This is a genomic window from Modestobacter sp. VKM Ac-2979 (genome assembly GCF_026967995.1).
Taxonomy (GTDB): Bacteria; Actinomycetota; Actinomycetes; order Mycobacteriales; family Geodermatophilaceae; genus Modestobacter.
The window spans coordinates 211,304-226,479 of sequence record NZ_JAPVBO010000001.1; the positions used below are offsets into that span (position 1 = coordinate 211,304).

The 15,176-nt window shown below is 73.9% G+C and carries 19 protein-coding genes and 1 tRNA gene; 10 read left to right on the top strand and 10 right to left on the bottom strand.

Features of this window, described 5'->3' with window-relative positions; all coding sequences use genetic code 11:
• Positions 1 to 118: 118 nt before the first annotated feature.
• Positions 119 to 739, top strand: coding sequence for a TetR/AcrR family transcriptional regulator (locus O2W15_RS00995; RefSeq protein ID WP_269178026.1), 621 nt, complete (start codon positions 119 to 121; stop codon positions 737 to 739).
• Between the two features lie 28 nt (positions 740 to 767).
• Here the strand turns inward: O2W15_RS00995 and O2W15_RS01000 are convergent, their stop codons facing one another.
• From O2W15_RS01000 to O2W15_RS01025, 6 genes are all read right to left on the bottom strand, one after another.
• Complete coding sequence (locus O2W15_RS01000; RefSeq protein ID WP_269178027.1) at positions 768 to 3,038, bottom strand: heavy metal translocating P-type ATPase; 2,271 nt, start codon at positions 3,036 to 3,038, stop codon at positions 768 to 770.
• On the bottom strand, positions 3,035 to 3,241 hold the full coding sequence (locus O2W15_RS01005) for a heavy-metal-associated domain-containing protein (RefSeq protein WP_269161801.1): 207 nt from the start codon (positions 3,239 to 3,241) through the stop codon (positions 3,035 to 3,037). Before O2W15_RS01005 ends, O2W15_RS01000 begins: the two co-directional genes overlap by 4 nt.
• A gap of 38 nt (positions 3,242 to 3,279) precedes the next feature.
• Positions 3,280 to 3,573 carry a metal-sensitive transcriptional regulator gene (locus O2W15_RS01010; protein ID WP_269178028.1) on the bottom strand — a complete coding sequence of 98 codons (294 nt, stop codon included), beginning with the start codon at positions 3,571 to 3,573 and terminating at the stop codon, positions 3,280 to 3,282.
• A 31-nt stretch (positions 3,574 to 3,604) separates the two neighbouring features.
• Positions 3,605 to 4,102: a DUF427 domain-containing protein gene (locus O2W15_RS01015; protein WP_269178029.1), complete on the bottom strand. Its 498-nt coding sequence runs from the start codon at positions 4,100 to 4,102 to the stop codon at positions 3,605 to 3,607.
• Positions 4,103 to 4,210: 108 nt separating this feature from the next.
• On the bottom strand, positions 4,211 to 4,576 hold the full coding sequence (locus O2W15_RS01020) for a GNAT family N-acetyltransferase (protein ID WP_269178030.1): 366 nt from the start codon (positions 4,574 to 4,576) through the stop codon (positions 4,211 to 4,213).
• An 83-nt stretch (positions 4,577 to 4,659) separates the two neighbouring features.
• Positions 4,660 to 4,941 carry a DUF3618 domain-containing protein gene (locus tag O2W15_RS01025; protein WP_269161799.1) on the bottom strand — a complete coding sequence of 94 codons (282 nt, stop codon included), beginning with the start codon at positions 4,939 to 4,941 and terminating at the stop codon, positions 4,660 to 4,662.
• A 63-nt stretch (positions 4,942 to 5,004) separates the two neighbouring features.
• Here O2W15_RS01025 and O2W15_RS01030 point away from each other — a divergent pair.
• The 3 genes from O2W15_RS01030 (at position 5,005) to O2W15_RS01040 (ending at position 6,497) form a co-directional block, all read left to right on the top strand.
• Positions 5,005 to 5,085: transfer RNA gene (locus O2W15_RS01030), tRNA-Leu, on the top strand.
• Between the two features lie 152 nt (positions 5,086 to 5,237).
• The gene (locus O2W15_RS01035; RefSeq protein WP_269178031.1) at positions 5,238 to 5,672 is read left to right on the top strand and encodes a hypothetical protein; all 435 of its coding nucleotides are present in this window, start codon (positions 5,238 to 5,240) and stop codon (positions 5,670 to 5,672) included.
• Between the two features lie 126 nt (positions 5,673 to 5,798).
• Positions 5,799 to 6,497 (top strand): hypothetical protein, encoded by a 699-nt coding sequence (locus O2W15_RS01040; protein ID WP_269161797.1) that lies wholly within the window; start codon positions 5,799 to 5,801, stop codon positions 6,495 to 6,497.
• On the opposite strand, the gene O2W15_RS01045 is transcribed toward O2W15_RS01040, so the two are convergent.
• Complete coding sequence (locus O2W15_RS01045) at positions 6,490 to 7,410, bottom strand: DUF6910 family protein (RefSeq protein ID WP_269178032.1); 921 nt, start codon at positions 7,408 to 7,410, stop codon at positions 6,490 to 6,492. The two genes, O2W15_RS01040 and O2W15_RS01045, sit on opposite strands and share 8 nt — an antisense overlap.
• A gap of 42 nt (positions 7,411 to 7,452) precedes the next feature.
• Positions 7,453 to 7,701 carry a hypothetical protein gene (locus O2W15_RS01050; protein ID WP_269161795.1) on the bottom strand — a complete coding sequence of 83 codons (249 nt, stop codon included), beginning with the start codon at positions 7,699 to 7,701 and terminating at the stop codon, positions 7,453 to 7,455.
• Positions 7,702 to 7,839: 138 nt separating this feature from the next.
• On the opposite strand from O2W15_RS01050, the gene O2W15_RS01055 reads away from it, so the two are divergent.
• The 3 genes from O2W15_RS01055 to O2W15_RS01065 all read left to right on the top strand — a co-directional run bounded on the left by O2W15_RS01055 (position 7,840) and on the right by O2W15_RS01065 (position 11,322).
• On the top strand, positions 7,840 to 8,529 hold the full coding sequence (locus O2W15_RS01055) for a hypothetical protein (RefSeq protein ID WP_269178033.1): 690 nt from the start codon (positions 7,840 to 7,842) through the stop codon (positions 8,527 to 8,529).
• Positions 8,530 to 8,620: 91 nt separating this feature from the next.
• Positions 8,621 to 10,699: a glycosyltransferase gene (locus O2W15_RS01060; RefSeq protein ID WP_269178034.1), complete on the top strand. Its 2,079-nt coding sequence runs from the start codon at positions 8,621 to 8,623 to the stop codon at positions 10,697 to 10,699.
• Positions 10,696 to 11,322, top strand: coding sequence for a hypothetical protein (locus O2W15_RS01065; protein WP_269178035.1), 627 nt, complete (start codon positions 10,696 to 10,698; stop codon positions 11,320 to 11,322). The genes O2W15_RS01060 and O2W15_RS01065 overlap by 4 nt, the downstream gene beginning before the upstream one ends.
• Before the next feature lie 4 nt (positions 11,323 to 11,326).
• On the opposite strand, the gene rdgB is transcribed toward O2W15_RS01065, so the two are convergent.
• Positions 11,327 to 11,935 carry an RdgB/HAM1 family non-canonical purine NTP pyrophosphatase gene (rdgB, locus tag O2W15_RS01070; RefSeq protein WP_269161791.1) on the bottom strand — a complete coding sequence of 203 codons (609 nt, stop codon included), beginning with the start codon at positions 11,933 to 11,935 and terminating at the stop codon, positions 11,327 to 11,329.
• Positions 11,932 to 12,654 carry a ribonuclease PH gene (rph, locus tag O2W15_RS01075; protein ID WP_269161790.1) on the bottom strand — a complete coding sequence of 241 codons (723 nt, stop codon included), beginning with the start codon at positions 12,652 to 12,654 and terminating at the stop codon, positions 11,932 to 11,934. Before rph ends, rdgB begins: the two co-directional genes overlap by 4 nt.
• Positions 12,655 to 12,693: 39 nt before the next feature.
• On the opposite strand from rph, the gene O2W15_RS01080 reads away from it, so the two are divergent.
• The 3 genes from O2W15_RS01080 (at position 12,694) to gndA (ending at position 15,170) form a co-directional block, all read left to right on the top strand.
• Positions 12,694 to 13,098, top strand: a complete 405-nt coding sequence (locus tag O2W15_RS01080) for a YjbQ family protein (RefSeq protein WP_269161789.1) — start codon at positions 12,694 to 12,696, stop codon at positions 13,096 to 13,098.
• A 49-nt stretch (positions 13,099 to 13,147) separates the two neighbouring features.
• Positions 13,148 to 13,648 (top strand): thioredoxin-dependent thiol peroxidase, encoded by a 501-nt coding sequence (gene bcp, locus O2W15_RS01085; protein ID WP_269161788.1) that lies wholly within the window; start codon positions 13,148 to 13,150, stop codon positions 13,646 to 13,648.
• Between the two features lie 82 nt (positions 13,649 to 13,730).
• Positions 13,731 to 15,170 (top strand): NADP-dependent phosphogluconate dehydrogenase, encoded by a 1,440-nt coding sequence (gene gndA / locus O2W15_RS01090; RefSeq protein WP_036333459.1) that lies wholly within the window; start codon positions 13,731 to 13,733, stop codon positions 15,168 to 15,170.
• Positions 15,171 to 15,176: the final 6 nt, after the last annotated feature.

Sequence of the window (15,176 nt, forward strand, 5' to 3'; positions counted from 1 at the left end):
CTGCAGGATGACCGACGGTGACCCCACGAACACGCAGGCGCGCGGGCCGGGTCCCGCCCGTCCCCAGCACGGGGGAGGTCACACGCCATTGAAGATCAACTCGGCTAGTGTCCCAGGTGTGCCTCCCCTGCCCCCCGCCGATGCTGCACGCCCCGGTCGCGGCGGGCGGCCTCGTGACCCCTCCCGCGACGGGGCCATCCGGCAGGCGATCCTGCAGGTGCTGGCCGAGTCCGGCTACGCGGCCCTGACCATGGACGCCGTCGCCTCGGCCGCCGGGGTCGGCAAGGCCACGATCTACCGCCGTTGGCGGACCAAGTCCGAGCTGGTCGCCGACGCGGTCGCCGAGCTGAGCCAGACGTCGATCGAGCCGCCCGACACCGGTTCGCTCGAGGGCGACCTCCGGCTCCTGCTGCACTGGCTGGTCGATGCGGTCAACGGCCCCCTGGGGGCGGCCACGCTGTCGCTGCTGTCGGCGCTGCCGCACGAGCCGGAGCTGCGCGAGGCCTTCCACAGCGGCCCGATGGAGGTCTGGGGCTCGGCGTTCCGCCAGGTGTGGGAGCGGGCCGAGGCCCGCGGCGAGGTCTCTCCGGCGGCACTGGGCACCGCGGTCGCCTCGACGGCGAGCTCGCCGATCCTGCAGCGCTGGCTCTTCGGCGGGGAGCCCGTCTCCCCCGAGTTCGCCGACGAGGTGCTGACCGACGTCGTCCTGCCGCTGGTCACCGCCCGCCGCACCGCCTGAGCCGGCCTCCTGACCCGCGCCGGCGGCCTCAGGCCGCCGGCGCGCTGGACCGGAAGGCCCGCAACCGCAGGCTGTTGGTGACCACCAGCACCGAGGACGCCGCCATCGCCAACCCGGCCAGCAGCGGGTTGAGGAACCCGAGGGCGGCCAGCGGCACCAGCGCGACGTTGTAGGCGAAGGCCCAGAACAGGTTGCCCCTGATCACCGCGAGGGTCCGCCGGGACAGCCGGACGGCGTCGACCGCGGCGTCCAGGTCGGCCCGGACCAGGGTCAGGTCGCTGGCCTCGATGGCGACGTCGGTGCCCGAGCCCATCGCCAGCCCCAGGTCGGCCTGGGCCAGCGCGGGCGCGTCGTTGACGCCGTCCCCGACCATGGCGACCACCCGACCCTGGGCCTGCAGCTCCCGGACGACATCGACCTTGCCCGCGGGCAGCACGCCGGCGACGACCTCGCCCCGGTCGGGGTCCAGCCCGACCGAGCGGGCCACCGCGGCGGCGGCACCGGCGTTGTCACCGGTGAGCAGCACCGGCGCGAGCCCCAGCTCCCGCAGCCGTGCGATCGCCGCCGCACTGGTGGGCTTGACGGTGTCGGCGACGACGCAGACCCCGGCGACCGCGCCGTCCACGGCGACCAGCACGGCGGTCTGCCCGGCCTGCTCGGCCCGCTCGACCACCGCGGCCAGGTCGGCCGGCACCGGGCCGGGCATCGCCGATGCCCGCCCGACGACGACGTCCCGGCCGTCCACCCGCCCCTGCACACCGATCCCCTGCTGACTGGCGAAGCCCTCGACCTCGGGGAGCTCACCGGCGGCGGCGACGATCGCCCGGGCGATCGGGTGCTCGGAGCCGGCCTCCACCGCGGCCGCCAGCCGCAGCGTCTCCGGGTGCCCGGCGACCTCCACCAGGCTCATCTGCCCGGTGGTGACGGTGCCGGTCTTGTCCAGCAGCACGGTGTCGACCCGGCGGGTGCTCTCCAGCACCTCCGGGCCCTTGATCAGCACGCCGAGCTGGGCGCCACGGCCGGTGCCGACCAGCAGGGCGGTGGGCGTGGCCAGGCCCAGCGCGCACGGGCAGGCGATGACGAGCACGGCGACCGCGGCGGTGAAGGCCGCCGTGACGTCGCCGGTCACGACCAGCCAGGTGACCAGGGTGGCCACCGCGATGACCAGGACGACGGGGACGAAGACCGCCGAGACCCGGTCGGCCAGCCGCTGCACCGGCGCCTTGCCGCTCTGCGCCTGGGTGACCAGCCGGCCGAGCTGGGCCAGCGTCGTGTCGGTGCCCACCCGGGTCGCCTCGACGACCAGCCGGCCGCCGACGTTGACCGTCGCACCGGTGACCCGGTCGCCGGCGGAGACCTCGACCGGCACGCTCTCGCCGGTCAGCATCGACAGGTCGACCGCGGAGCTGCCGCTGACGACGACGCCGTCGGTGGCGACCTTCTCCCCCGGCCGGACGACGAAGCGGTCGCCGACGACGAGCTGGCCGATCGGCACCCGCACCTCGCGCCCGTCCCGCAGCACGGCGGCGTCCTTGGCCCCCAGCTCCAGCAGCGCGGTCAGCGCGGCACCGGAGCGGCGCTTGGCGCGGGCCTCGGCCCAGCGGCCGGCCAGCAGGAAGACGGTGACCGCCGCGGCGACCTCCAGGTAGATCTCGTGCGTGCCGGCGCCGCGCTCGGGCAGGAGCGTGAACTCCATCCGCATGCCCGGCATCCCCGCGTCGCCGAGGAACAGCGCCCACAGCGACCAGAGGTACGCGGCGCTGATCCCGATCGAGACCAGGGTGTCCATGGTGCTGGCCCCGTGCCGGGCGTTGACCACCGCGGCGCGGTGGAACGGCCAGGCTCCCCACACCGCGACCGGGCTGGCCAGGGTGAGCGCGAGCCACTGCCAGTTGTCGAACTGCAGCGCCGGGACCATGGACAGCACCAGCACCGGCAGGGTGAGCGCGGCGCTGACCAGCAGCCGCTGCCGCAGCGCGGTCTCCGGCGTCCGGGCCACCTCGTCCGGGGCCCCGGCGTCGTCCTCGGTGACCGGCGGTGCCGGCAGTGCGGCGGAATAGCCGGCGGCCGCGACGGTGGCCACCAGCTGGTCGGGGTCGACGCGGGCGGGGTCGAACCGGACGGTCGCGGCCTCGGTGGCGTAGTTGACGCTGGCCTGCACGCCGTCGAGCTTGTTGAGCTTGCGCTCGATCCGGTTGGCGCAGCTCGCGCAGGTCATGCCGGTGATGTCGAGGCGGACCTCTTCTCCGGCGGCCGGGCCCCCGGCTGCAGACGGCTCCGCCTGGGGCCCGGCGCTCATGCCGGCTGGGCGGTGTAGTCGCCGGCCTCGGACACGGCGGCCTGCACCTGGTCGGTGGTGACGTCGCCGACGACGCGCAGCCGGCCAGTGGCCAGGTCGACGTCGACCTCCTGCACGCCGGAGAGCTCGGTGACCTCCTCGGTGACGGAGGCGACGCAGTGCTGGCAGGTCATGCCGGTGACGGTGAAGTCCAGGGTCTGCACGGTGGTTCTCTCCTCGGGAGCTGGGTCAGGGAGCGGGGTCAGGAACGGACGAGCCGGGCGATGGCGGCCGAGGCCTCGGCGATCTTGGCGTCGGCGGCGGCACCGTCGTCGTCGGCGCTGCTGGCCACCGCGTCGCGGACGCAGTGGCCGAGGTGGTCGTCGAGCAGGCCGAGCGCGACCGCCTGCAGGGCCTTGGTGGCCGCCGAGACCTGGGTGAGGACGTCGATGCAGTACGTGTCGTCCTCCACCATCCGCGCGATGCCGCGGACCTGGCCCTCGACCCGCTTGAGGCGCGCGAGCACCTGGTCCTTGTCGCTGGCGTAGCCCGTCATGCCGTTGAGCATACCCCTGGGGGGTAGGGGTTCACCACCCGCGCGTGCCGGGTTCGCCCTTGAACGGGCCGACCACCTCGTCGGTGATCCAGCCGCCGTAGAAGTCACCGGCCTGCGCCCGTACCGGCTCGCCGTCGACGGTCGCGGCGTCCAGCCGGCTCGGGTAGAAGGCGAGTGCGCCGCGCAGCTGTTCGTAGCCGGCCGTGGGCTGCTCGTAGGACCAGGCGATCGAGTCGTGCCGCACGCCGTCGACGACGGCGTCCCAGTAGGTGGCCATCCCCTTGAACTCGCACCACGACGAGCCGGCGCCGCGCTCCAGGACGCCGGCCGCCACGTCGTCCCGGGGGACGTAGAAGACCGGCGGATGGCTGGTCTCGCAGACCCGCACGGCCCGGTCGGTGCGGGCGATGACCCGCCCGCCGAGGGTGAGCTCGAGGCGTCGTCCGGTCACCTCGGCCGACGGCGGGCGCGGGTAGCTCCAGACCGACTCCTGGCCGGGTCCGACGCGGTCACGGGGCGGTGGGTACACGCCGCCGAGTGTGCGCCTCACCCGTCAGCGCTCGCCGAGTGACGAGTCGTGCACGTCTCCCCCGCAGGTGAGGCGTGCACGACTCGACACTCGACGTCGGCACCCGGCTCAGGGCGCCCAGCGGTAGGTGACGTCGGGCTCGCGCTCCTCGTTCCCGCTCCCGTTCCCGGCGCTGACCACCCGGCAGCCGTGCCGCTCGTAGAACGCCCGGGCCGCGGTGTTGCGCGCGAAGACGACGAGGGTGAACCCGGTGGGCTCGGCCGCCTGCACCTGCCGGAACAGCAGCGAGCCGATCCCCTGACGGCGCCGGTCCGGGCGCAGGTAGAGGTGCTCCAGGTGACCGGCGCCCACGGCGGCGAAGCCCAGGACGTCGTCCTCGTCGGTCACCACCCAGGTGCGGTGCTGCGTCAGCACGACGTGCTCGACCCACCAGCGGGTCTCGTCGTCGGAGTGTGGCCGCGCCAGCCAGGGCATGGCCGCGGCCCGCGAGCTGAGGAAGACGGCGGTGACCGCGTCAGCGTCCCGGACCGTGGCCCGGCGGACGCCGACGTCCGGGGTCAGCGCACCCGGCGGTAGGTGACCACGGGCTCGACCCGTCGGCGGTCGGTGCCCCGGACGCGGCGGACGACCTTCCGGGTCACGACGAAGGTGATGGTCAGGCCGACCACGCTGACGATCGCGATCCCGGGCGGGCTCTGTAGGAACTCCTGCACCTTCGCCTTGCCCTGGTCGGCCAGGCGCTGCGGGTTCGTGCGGAACGCCAGTTCGTCCAGGGTCGCCCCCAGGGACTCGCGGGCGGCGTCGATCTCCTGCTGGATCTGCTCGGGGGTCCTCGGCACGGCGACAGCCTGCCAGATCGGTCCGACCGCGGCCGAGCGGGAGGCTCCTACACTGCCCCCAACGCGGGAGTGGTGTAACGGCAGCCACGCCAGACTTAGGATCTGGTGCCTTCGGGCGTAGGGGTTCGACTCCCCTCTCCCGCACGTGGACGCCTCCTGGCCCGGACGGGCTGTGTGAGCACGCGGATCACCCGGACGGTGTCCGGGGCTGCCCCGCTCCCGATGACAGTTCGTGTGTCTGCGGCGCAGCCGGGTACGCGCCGTGCATGCGGACACAACGGCCTTCGATGTCGAGCATGATCGGACGCGGCGTCGTCGCGGGCGTGGGCGGGACCGTCGTGATGACGGCCTTCCAGGAGTTCGTGGAGATGCCCCTCACCAAGCGGGACGAGAGCCTTGCCCCGGCCGACTTCGCCGAGAAGGTCACCCCGGCCCGTCCCAGGACACGAAGCGGTCGACGACGTCTGAACTACGTCACGCACTTCGCGCTCGGGACCATGTGGGGCGCGGCCTACGGCGTCGCCGCCTCCCAGGGGCTGCGCGGCCAGAAGGCCGTCAACTCCGTGTTCGCTCTCGTCTACGTGGGTGACGTCCTCCTCAACACCGCGCTGGGCCTCTACCGCCCGACGACGTGGTCGCGGCGGGACTGGGCCGTCGACGTGGCAGGCAAGTACGTACAGGCTCAGGGCACTGGCGCCGTCTTCGATCGCATGCTCGATCCGGTCCGGTGAGCGCGCTGCCGACGCTCGGCTGACCGCCCCCACGTCGAGGGGGTCGAGCGGCCTCGTTCCCGGGAGCCGTCGGGGTGCCGGACACCGAGGTGCGCCCTCCGGCCGCAGGTGGGTAGGGGCTGTTCCATGCGCGACACGGGCACGATCCGCCGACGCCCCGCCGACCCCTCGGTCGAGACGGAAGGGCTGGCCACGAAGCTCGACCGGCCGATGGGCGTGCTCGGCCTGGTGTTCGTGCTGATCGTCCTGGGCCAGGCCCTGGCCCGGGAGCCCTGGCTGGTGACGACGCTGAGCGTCCTCGGCTGGATCTGCTGGGCGGTCTTCGTCAGCGAGTTCGTCTTCCGGGCGGTCCGGGCGCCCAGCCAGCGCCGCTTCTGGCTGCGCAACTGGTGGCAGCTGATCTTCCTGGCACTGCCGTTCCTCCGCTTCGCCCGCGCCCTCACCCTGCTGCGGACCGCCCGCGTCGGCGGCGTGCTGTCCGCCGCCATCCGCGGCTCCCGGTCGGCCGGCCGGCTGCTCACCAACCGGATCGGCTGGCTCGCCGCGGTGACCGGCGTCGTCGTCCTGGCCAGCAGTCAGCTGCTCTACGTGGTGGGGGCCTACGACACCTACGGCCCCGCGCTGCACGACGCGGCCATGGCCACCATCACCGGTGCGCTGCTGGACACCGACCACGGCCTCGCCCGCTTCCTGGAGGTCGCCCTGGCCGTCTACTCCGTCGCCGTGTTCGCGACCCTGGCCGGGGCGCTGGGCGCCTACTTCCTGGAGGGACGCCGCGCGGAGGGAGCCGACCCGGCCACGCCCGGGGCGGGAGGGCTCAGCTGAACTCGACCCGCAGCTCCAGCTGCACCGACGGCGCACCCGGGACGTCGTCGTCCACCACGGCCAGCACGTGCACCCGGGCGTCCTCGACCTCGCGCAGCGCCAGCCCCTCCACCTTGTGCACCCGGCCCTCGACCTCGGGCACCGCCGCGATGTCGAGCACCGTCTCGCCGTCGACCAGCGCGAGGGCCGCTGCGACGACCGGCCCGTCGTCGACCGCGTTGGGGGTGTCCTCGGCGGCCGCGGAGAGCAGGGTCCGCCCGTCGGGCAGCGCGATCGCGTCGGTGACCGCCAGCCCCACACCGGCCACCCGGCCGAGGTCGTAGGACCGGGGCGCCGACACCGGCACCGCATCGACGCCGGCCCTGCCCAGCACGGCGGCGACCAGGTCGGCCAGCGGCACGTCGACGCTGGCCGGCCCCGCCCCGGCGGCGAGGTTGCCCCGGTGGAACCAGCGGACGGTGTCCCCGTGCCGGCTGGCCCCCTCCAGGTTCAGCTGCTCTGCCGGCACCTCCAGCAGCTGCCCGACCGTGGCGTAGAGCGGACCGAGCTCGCCGGCCTGCACGACGGGTTCGCCGTCCTCCAACCGCACCAGCACCCCGCGCATCCGCCGGGGCGTCGACCCCGACCCCAGCAGCAGGACGGCCGGCTCACCGTCCACCTCGGCCGGGCAGGCCACCTCCAGGTCGGGCTTGAGGTGCTTGGTGCCCGCCGGCTCGCTGAAGTGGTCGAGCCCTTCGACCGGCGGCAGCACGCGCACCGGTGTCACCCCGCCCGGCCGCACCCAGGCGGCGATCGTCGAGTCGTCCGGGGCGACCAGCCAGCCCTCGCCCAGCGGCGCGATCGCGGACGCGGCGGTCACCGGCGTCCCGTCGTCGAAGGTCAGCGTCCGGACGTCGTCCACTGTGATCCGCATCCCTATGCCCTGCCCGCCCGGACGGCTCGGCACGCCTGGAGTTCAGCCGAGGGAGTCCATCGCCTCGGCACGGAACTGGGCCAGGAACTGGTCGCGGGTGATGCCACGACGCTCGGCCTCCCGCTCGCAGAGCATGGCGATCACCAGCGACGACTGCCGGACGACGTCCGCGCGGGTGTCCTCGTCCAGGCCGCCCAGCACCTTCGTCCAGGCCCGCCAGTCGCCGTCCCCGGCCGCCTCGGCCATCTCCAGCACCAGCCCGAACCGGCGCAGCGCCTCCAGGTCCGCCATCGGGCCCTCCCCCACTCCTCCGGCCGCCCGGCGCGGCCGCTGGGACCCGACCGTAACGGCGTCCCGCCACACCGCGCCGCGGACCGGCAGGATGCCCGCTGAGGCGGGCCGCGGGGCACGCCGGAGCGGAGACCGGCGATGTCGCAGCGAGCACCGTGGGCGGCCACGACCCTGGCGGTGCTGACCCTGCTGACCGGGTGCGGCGACCCCGAGCTGCTGGACCCCACCGAGGAGCCGCTCGCTGCCGACCGCGAGCGTCTCGTCGCGCACATGACGGGCGGCCTGACCGCGATCGCCGACCACCTCGGCGCCGGTGACGAGCTGGGCACCCGGATCGACACCGGGTGCACCGCCGGTACGGACAACTGGAAGATCCACGACACCCACCGGTCCACGTGCGGGCTGACGATCACGACCGGCTTCCCCCTGGAGGCCGGACCGGACGCGGCGTTCGGCGGCCTGGACGGGCTCGACTCGTTCGAGGAGGCACTGGACGAACAGGGGTGGGGTTCCATCGACTGGTTCGTCCAGGGGAACGACTGGGGCACCGGCGTGGACGTCGACTGGATGCGCGCGAACCGTCGGCCCGTGACCGACGTGATCGGCGTCCGGCTGTGGAGTGCGGACGGCGACGGCACGTTCATCGAGGCGAGCTTCCGTCCGTCGGACGCACCGGTCGGACCAGCGAGTCCCGGCACGGTCGACGGCGGCTACTACGCGGACACCGCTGGCGAGGACTGGCAGGACGCCTGGAGCACGGCCCGCGATCGCCACCCGTTCCTGATCGTCGGGTACGGCCACGCAGTGCTGGCCGAGCAGCCCTGGTGACCCCCGGGCGCCGGGTCGCCGGCTCACCCGACCGGGTGATCCCTCCCCCGGCCGGGCTCAGCTGGACGGCGCAGGTGCCGACCACCCCGGGGTGACGGTTCCCGCGCCCCGTGGCGCCACGCCCGGCCTGGCATCGCGCCGTGCCGGTGGCCGGCACGCCGCGCCCGAGCGGCTCGGCACCGTCCTGGTCGAGCAGGGCGTGCTCACCGAGGCCCAGCTCGCCGAGGCCCTGGCGCAGCACGAACGGGTGGGCGCACCACTGGGCTCCGTCGTCCTGGCCAAGGGCTGGGTGACCCGGCGCGAGCTCTACGTCGGTCTGGCCGCGGTCTGGGGCGCCGACCTGGCGTTCGTCGACCCGGTGGACGTCGACGAGGAGCTGGCCCGCCGCTTCCCCGCCGCGATGCTGGCCCGGGAGACCTGGGTGCCGCTGCGCGTCGAGGAGGACGGCGACGGCCTCCCCCAGGTGGTCGTCGCCACCGCCGGCCGACCGTCGGCGCACATCGCCGAGGTGGTCGTGCAGCGCACCGGCATCCCGCGGGTGCGCCAGGTGGTCACCACCGACTGGGACGTGCAGCGGGCACTGCGCACCGTGTGGCGCGAGGAGCTGGTGCACGACGCGGTCAGCGCGCTGGCCGAACGCCGGCCCGACGAGTCGGCGTCCACGGTGTTCGTCTGGCCGCAGGTCGCCGGCGCGCTCGCCCTCCTCGTCGCCACCGTGACCGGCCTGGTGCTCGACCCCTCGCTGACCATGCTGGTGCTGGTCGGCACGGTGAACGTCGCCGTCGCCCTCGCCGTCGGCGCCAAGGCGCTGATCAGCACGGTCGGCACCGCCTGGGAGACCGTCGAGCAGGTCACCGCCGCCGAGGTCGCCGCGCTGGAGGACGCCGAGCTGCCCGTCTACACGATCCTCGTCCCGGTCTACAAGGAGGCCGGGATCGTCGGGCTGCTGATGCGCAACCTGGCCGACCTGGACTGGCCCCGGGAGAAGCTGGAGATCCTGCTCCTGCTGGAGGAGGACGACCCGGAGACGCTCGCCGCCGCACTGGCCGCCGCGCCACCGGACATCGTCCGCATCGTCGTCGTCCCGCACTCGCTGCCCAAGACCAAGCCGCGCGCCTGCAACGTCGGGCTGGCCTTCGCCCGCGGCGAGTACGTGGTCATCTACGACGCCGAGGACCGCCCCGACGCCGACCAGCTGAAGAAGTCGCTCATCGCCTTCCGCAAGGGCGGGGACGACCTGGTCTGCGTGCAGGCCGCGCTGAACTACTTCAACGCCCGGGAGAACCTGCTCACCCGCATGTTCACCCTGGAGTACTCCTCCTGGTTCGACTACACCCTGGCCGGGCTGGACAAGCTGCGGCTGCCCATCCCGCTGGGCGGCACCAGCAACCACTTCCGCACCGACATGCTGCGCGACCTCGGTGGCTGGGACCCCTACAACGTCACCGAGGACGCCGACCTCGGCATCCGCGCCTCCGCCCGCGGCCACCGCGTCGCCGTCGTCAACTCGACGACGTACGAGGAGGCCAACATGGCCGTCGGCAACTGGATCCGGCAGCGCAGCCGCTGGATCAAGGGCTACATGCAGACCGTCCTGGTGCACTCCCGGCACCCGTGGCGGCTGCTGCGCAGCGTCGGCCCGCGGCAGACGGCGGGCTTCGCGCTGCTCATCGGCGGCACCCCGCTGATGTTCCTGGCCGCCCCGTGGCTGTACGCGATGCTGGCGGTCGAGCTGCTGTGGCCCGGGGCCCTCACGCCCGCGCTGCCCGAGTGGCTGGTCCAGGTCAGCCTGGCCAACCTGCTGCTCGGCAACGGCGTGATCATCTACCTGTCGCTGCTGGCCGGCTTCAAGCGGCGCACGTACGGCCTGGTGCCGTTCGCGCTGCTCTCCCCGCTCTACTGGCTGCTGCACTCGGTCGCCTCGTACAAGGCGCTGTGGCAGCTCGTGGTCAACCCGTTCTACTGGGAGAAGACGGACCACGGGCTGTCCAGCCACGTCCAGGTCGAGGACGTGCCGAGCATGGACGACGGCCCGGCCACGGTCCGCCCGGCGCCGGCCCCGGCCACCGCGACGCCGCCGGTCGTACGGGACGTCGTCCGGCTGATGGACCCGCACACCGTGCCCGTGCCACCCCCCGCACCGGACACCACGCCGGAGGACCGGGCATGACCGCCGCCGATCCGCTGGCCGTCCTGCGCCCGGATGCCTCACCCGCCGAGGCGGAGAGCCACGCCGAGTCGCGGATGCGGCTGGCCACCGCGGCCGGGCCGCCCCGGGTGCCGATGCGCCGGGTGCTGCTGACCTGCGCGCTCGTGCTCGCGGTGGAGACCGTCGTCCTGCTCGCCACCGACCGGTCACTGCACGACGTGCTGCTGCCCGGCTACCTGATCCTGCTCGTCGCGTTCGGGCTGGTCTTCTGCCTGGGTGCGGTCACCGTCGCCGGGTTCGCCGCCGGCGCGGCGGCCGCCGGCCTGGTCGTGCTGGAACCGGACGCCCTGCTGCCACTGCTCGGCGGCGCAGCCCTGCTGGCCCTGGGGTGCGGGGTCGCGCCCGGCTGGGCCCGGGTCGAGGCCTGGCAGGCGGCACACTCCCGCCCGCTCACCGCGGAGGAGGAGGCCGCGGTCGCCCAGCGGGCGCTGAGCGTCGACCGCAGCCGCGGCTGGAGCCGAGGCGTGCGGCTGCGCAACTACTGGCGCTCCGACCGGGTGCTCGCGGCGTTCCTCGTGCTGGCGTTCCACCCGCTGCTGGCGGCGTTCTCGCTGTGGTTCATCGACTGGATGCAGCGCCGCTGACGGCTCAGCGCCCGCCGAGCACCTCGCCGATGACCGGCAGCAGCGCGGCGAACGCCTGCCCCCGGTGGCTGATCGCGTCCTTCTCCGCCGGCTCCAGCTCCGCCGACGTGACCGTGTGGCCCGCCGGCACGAACACCGGGTCGTAGCCGAAACCGTTGCTGCCCCGCGGCTCCCGGACGACCGTGCCCCGCCAGCGCCGCTCCAGCACGTGCTCGCCGCCGTCGGGCGTGACCAGCGCGGCGGCGCAGACGAACGCCGCGCCGCGCCGCTCGTCGGGCACGTCGGCGAGCTGTCCGAGGAGCAGGGCGGTGTTGGCCGGGTCGTCCCCGTGCCGGCCGGACCAGCGCGCGGACAGGATCCCCGGCATCCCGTTGAGCGCGTCGACGGTCAGCCCGGAGTCGTCGGCGACCGCGGGCAGCCCGGTGTACCGGACCGCCTCCCGGGCCTTGAGCAGGGCGTTCTCCTCGAACGTCGCCCCGGTCTCCGGGGCCTCGGGGTACTCCGCGACGTCGCGCAGGCCGAGCACCTCGACCCCGGGGACGGCGGTGGCCAGCAGCCGCTGCAGCTCGGCGAGCTTGCCGGCGTTGCGGGTGGCGAGCAGCAGCTGGGTCACGCCGACAACGCCACCTGCTGGGCCAGGGTCAGCTCCGCGCAGCCGGCGACCGCCAGGTCGAGCAGCTCGTCGAGGGTGGCCCGATCGAAGACGGCGCCCTCCGCCGTCCCCTGCACCTCGACGAAGCCGCCGGTGCCGGTGCACACGACGTTCATGTCGGTGCCGGCGGTGACGTCCTCCTCGTAGGCGAGGTCGAGCCGCGGCTCGCCGTCGATGACGCCGACGCTGACCGCGGCCACCGAGTTCGGCAGCGGGGTCGCGCTGGCCAGCTTGCCGCGCTCACCGAGCCAGCTCACCGCGTCGGCGAGGGCCACGTAGGCGCCGGTGATCGCCGCGGTGCGGGTGCCGCCGTCGGCCTGCAGGACGTCGCAGTCCAGCGCGATGCTGTTCTCCCCCAGCGCGGCCAGGTCGATGCTGGCCCGCAGCGACCGGCCGATGAGCCGGCTGATCTCGTGGGTGCGGCCACCGACCTTGCCCTTGACCGACTCGCGGTCGCTGCGGGTGTGGGTGGCCCGCGGGAGCATCGAGTACTCGGCGGTGACCCAGCCCAGCCCCGAGCCGCGACGCCAGCGGGGCACGCCCTCGGTGACGCTGGCCGCGCAGAGCACGCGGGTGCGCCCGAACTCGACGAGCACCGAGCCCTCGGCGTGGTCGAGCCAGTTGCGGGTGATGGTCACCGGGCGGAGCTGGTCGGCCGCGCGGCCGTCGGGGCGGGTCACGTGGTCCGAGGGTAGTGCCGCCGTGTCACCCTCTCCCCCATGCGTTCCGAGCTGCGATCCGTCCGGACCGGGGGCGTGCCCTCCGTCGTCGACCTGACCGACGAGTGCGCCGAGTTCGTCCGCGGCGAGAGCGACGGCCTGCTGCAGGTCTTCGTGCCGCACGCCACCGCGGGGATCGCGATCATCGAGACCGGCGCCGGCAGCGACGACGACCTGCTCGCCCAGCTCGACGAGCTGCTCCCCCGCGACGACCGCTGGCGGCACCGGCACGGCGCTCCCGGGCACGGCCGGGACCACGTGCTGCCGGCCTTCGTCCCGCCGCACGCCACCGTGCCGGTGCTCGAGGGGCGGATGACCCTGGGCACCTGGCAGCGCATCTGCTTCGTCGACACCAACGTCGACAACCCCTCACGGCACGTGCGGTTCAGCTTCCTGCCCGGCTGACCGGCGGCCGGGTTGGGAACCGACGGTCGGTTGCGGCACCATCCACCCCATGACCGAGACCGACCGCGGCATCGACACCGCCCCCGTCCGCCTCGCGCCCGGTGACCCGGCGCCGGAGTTCACCCTCCCGGACGCCGACGGCACGCCCGTCTCGCTGTCGTCCTTCCGCGGTCGGCGGGTCATCGTGTACTGCTACCCGGCCGCGCTCACCCCGGGCTGCACCACCCAGGCCGTCGACTTCACCGCCGCGGCCGGGGACCTGGCCGAGGCCGGGCTGGACATCATCGGCGTCTCCCCCGACGTCCCGGAGAAGCTGAGCCGGTTCCGGGAGCAGGAGGAGCTGTCCATCACGCTGGTCTCCGACCCGGAGAAGCAGGTGCTGACGGCCTACGGCGCCTACGGCCCGAAGAAGCTGTACGGCAAGGAGGTCGTCGGGGTCATCCGGTCGACCTTCGTCGTCGACGCGGACGGCCGGATCGAGAAGGCCGCCTACAACGTGAAGGCCACCGGGCACGTGGCGAAGCTGATGCGGGACCTCGGCATCGCCTGAGAGCCCCGCCCCTCTGGCCCCGTGCTGTCCAGGGGCTGGGACGGCGCTGGTCAGCCGGGCCCGGCTCGGGCAGGGTCGTGGCATGAGTGATCAGATCGGCGTCACCGGGCTCGCGGTCATGGGCGCCAACCTCGCCCGCAACCTCGCCCGGCACGGCCACCAGGTGGTGCTGCACAACCGCAGCAGAGGGCGCACCGACGCCCTCGTCGAGCAGTACGGCAGCGAGGGCGACTTCGTGCCGACCGGGTCGATGGCGGAGTTCGTCGGCGCCCTGCAGCGCCCGCGCAAGATCATCGTCATGGTGCAGGCGGGTGCGGCCACCGACGGCGTGATCGAGGAGATCGCCCCGCTGCTGGACGAGGGCGACGTGCTGATGGACGGCGGCAACGCCCTGTTCACCGACACGATCCGCCGCACCGAGGCGCTCACCGCCCGGGGCCTGCACTTCATGGGCACCGGGATCAGCGGCGGTGAGGAGGGCGCGCTCAACGGGCCGAGCATCATGCCCGGCGGCTCGAAGGAGGCCTACGCGCTGGTCGGCCCGCTGCTGGAGTCGATCGCCGCCGTCGTCGACGGCGAGCCGTGCTGCACCCACATCGGGGCCAGCGGCGCCGGCCACTTCGTGAAGATGGTGCACAACGGCATCGAGTACGCCGACATGCAGCTCATCGCCGAGGCCTACGACCTGCTGCGCCAGGGGCTGGAGCTGACGCCCGCGGAGATCGGTGACGTCTTCGCCAGCTGGAACGAGGGCGACCTCGAGAGCTACCTGATCGAGATCACCGCGCAGGTGCTGCGGCACACCGACGCAGAGACCGGTGGGCCGTTCGTCGACATCGTGCTGGACGAGGCCGAGCAGAAGGGCACCGGTCGCTGGACGGTGCAGTCGGCGCTGGACCTCGGGGTGCCGGTCAGCGGCATCGCCGAAGCGGTCTTCGCCCGGGCACTGTCCGGGCACCGCGAGCAGCGGCAGGCCGCGCAGCGGGTGCTGCCGGGGCCCGACCGCGAGTGGGACGAGCAGGTGGCCGACAAGGACGCCTTCATCGAGTCGGTGCGCCAGGCGCTGTACGCCTCGAAGGTGGTGGCCTACGCCCAGGGGTTCGACCAGATCACCCAGGGCGCCGACCAGCACGGCTGGGACATCGACCGGGCCGCGCTGGCCAAGATCTGGCGCGGCGGCTGCATCATCCGGGCGCGCTTCCTGGACCGGATCAGCCAGGTCTTCACCGACGAGCCCGACGTCACCACGCTGCTGACCAACGACTACTTCCGCGGTGCGGTCAGCGAGGGCCAGGAGAGCTGGCGGCAGATCGTGGCGGGGGCGGCGCGGCACGGGGTGCCGGTGCCCGGCTTCGCCAGCGCACTGGCCTACTACGACGGCCTGCGCGCCGAGCGGCTCCCGGCCGCGCTGATCCAGGGCCTGCGCGACCTCTTCGGCGCCCACACCTACCGGCGCACCGACCGCGAGGGCAACTTCCACACCATGTGGGGCGAGGACGGCCGCGAGGTGCAGACCAGCTGACCCACG

Coding starts and splice junctions, on each gene's coding strand:
- O2W15_RS01000 (WP_269178027.1), bottom strand. CDS start 3,038: ATGAGCGCCGGGCCCCAGGCGGAGCCGTCTGCAGCCGGGGGCCCGGCC.
- O2W15_RS01010 (WP_269178028.1), bottom strand. CDS start 3,573: ATGACGGGCTACGCCAGCGACAAGGACCAGGTGCTCGCGCGCCTCAAG.
- O2W15_RS01020 (WP_269178030.1), bottom strand. CDS start 4,576: ATGCCCTGGCTGGCGCGGCCACACTCCGACGACGAGACCCGCTGGTGG.
- O2W15_RS01035 (WP_269178031.1), top strand. CDS start 5,238: ATGATCGGACGCGGCGTCGTCGCGGGCGTGGGCGGGACCGTCGTGATG.
- O2W15_RS01040 (WP_269161797.1), top strand. CDS start 5,799: ATGCGCGACACGGGCACGATCCGCCGACGCCCCGCCGACCCCTCGGTC.
- O2W15_RS01045 (WP_269178032.1), bottom strand. CDS start 7,410: ATGCGGATCACAGTGGACGACGTCCGGACGCTGACCTTCGACGACGGG.
- O2W15_RS01050 (WP_269161795.1), bottom strand. CDS start 7,701: ATGGCGGACCTGGAGGCGCTGCGCCGGTTCGGGCTGGTGCTGGAGATG.
- O2W15_RS01055 (WP_269178033.1), top strand. CDS start 7,840: ATGTCGCAGCGAGCACCGTGGGCGGCCACGACCCTGGCGGTGCTGACC.
- O2W15_RS01065 (WP_269178035.1), top strand. CDS start 10,696: ATGACCGCCGCCGATCCGCTGGCCGTCCTGCGCCCGGATGCCTCACCC.
- O2W15_RS01080 (WP_269161789.1), top strand. CDS start 12,694: ATGCGTTCCGAGCTGCGATCCGTCCGGACCGGGGGCGTGCCCTCCGTC.
- bcp (WP_269161788.1), top strand. CDS start 13,148: ATGACCGAGACCGACCGCGGCATCGACACCGCCCCCGTCCGCCTCGCG.
- gndA (WP_036333459.1), top strand. CDS start 13,731: ATGAGTGATCAGATCGGCGTCACCGGGCTCGCGGTCATGGGCGCCAAC.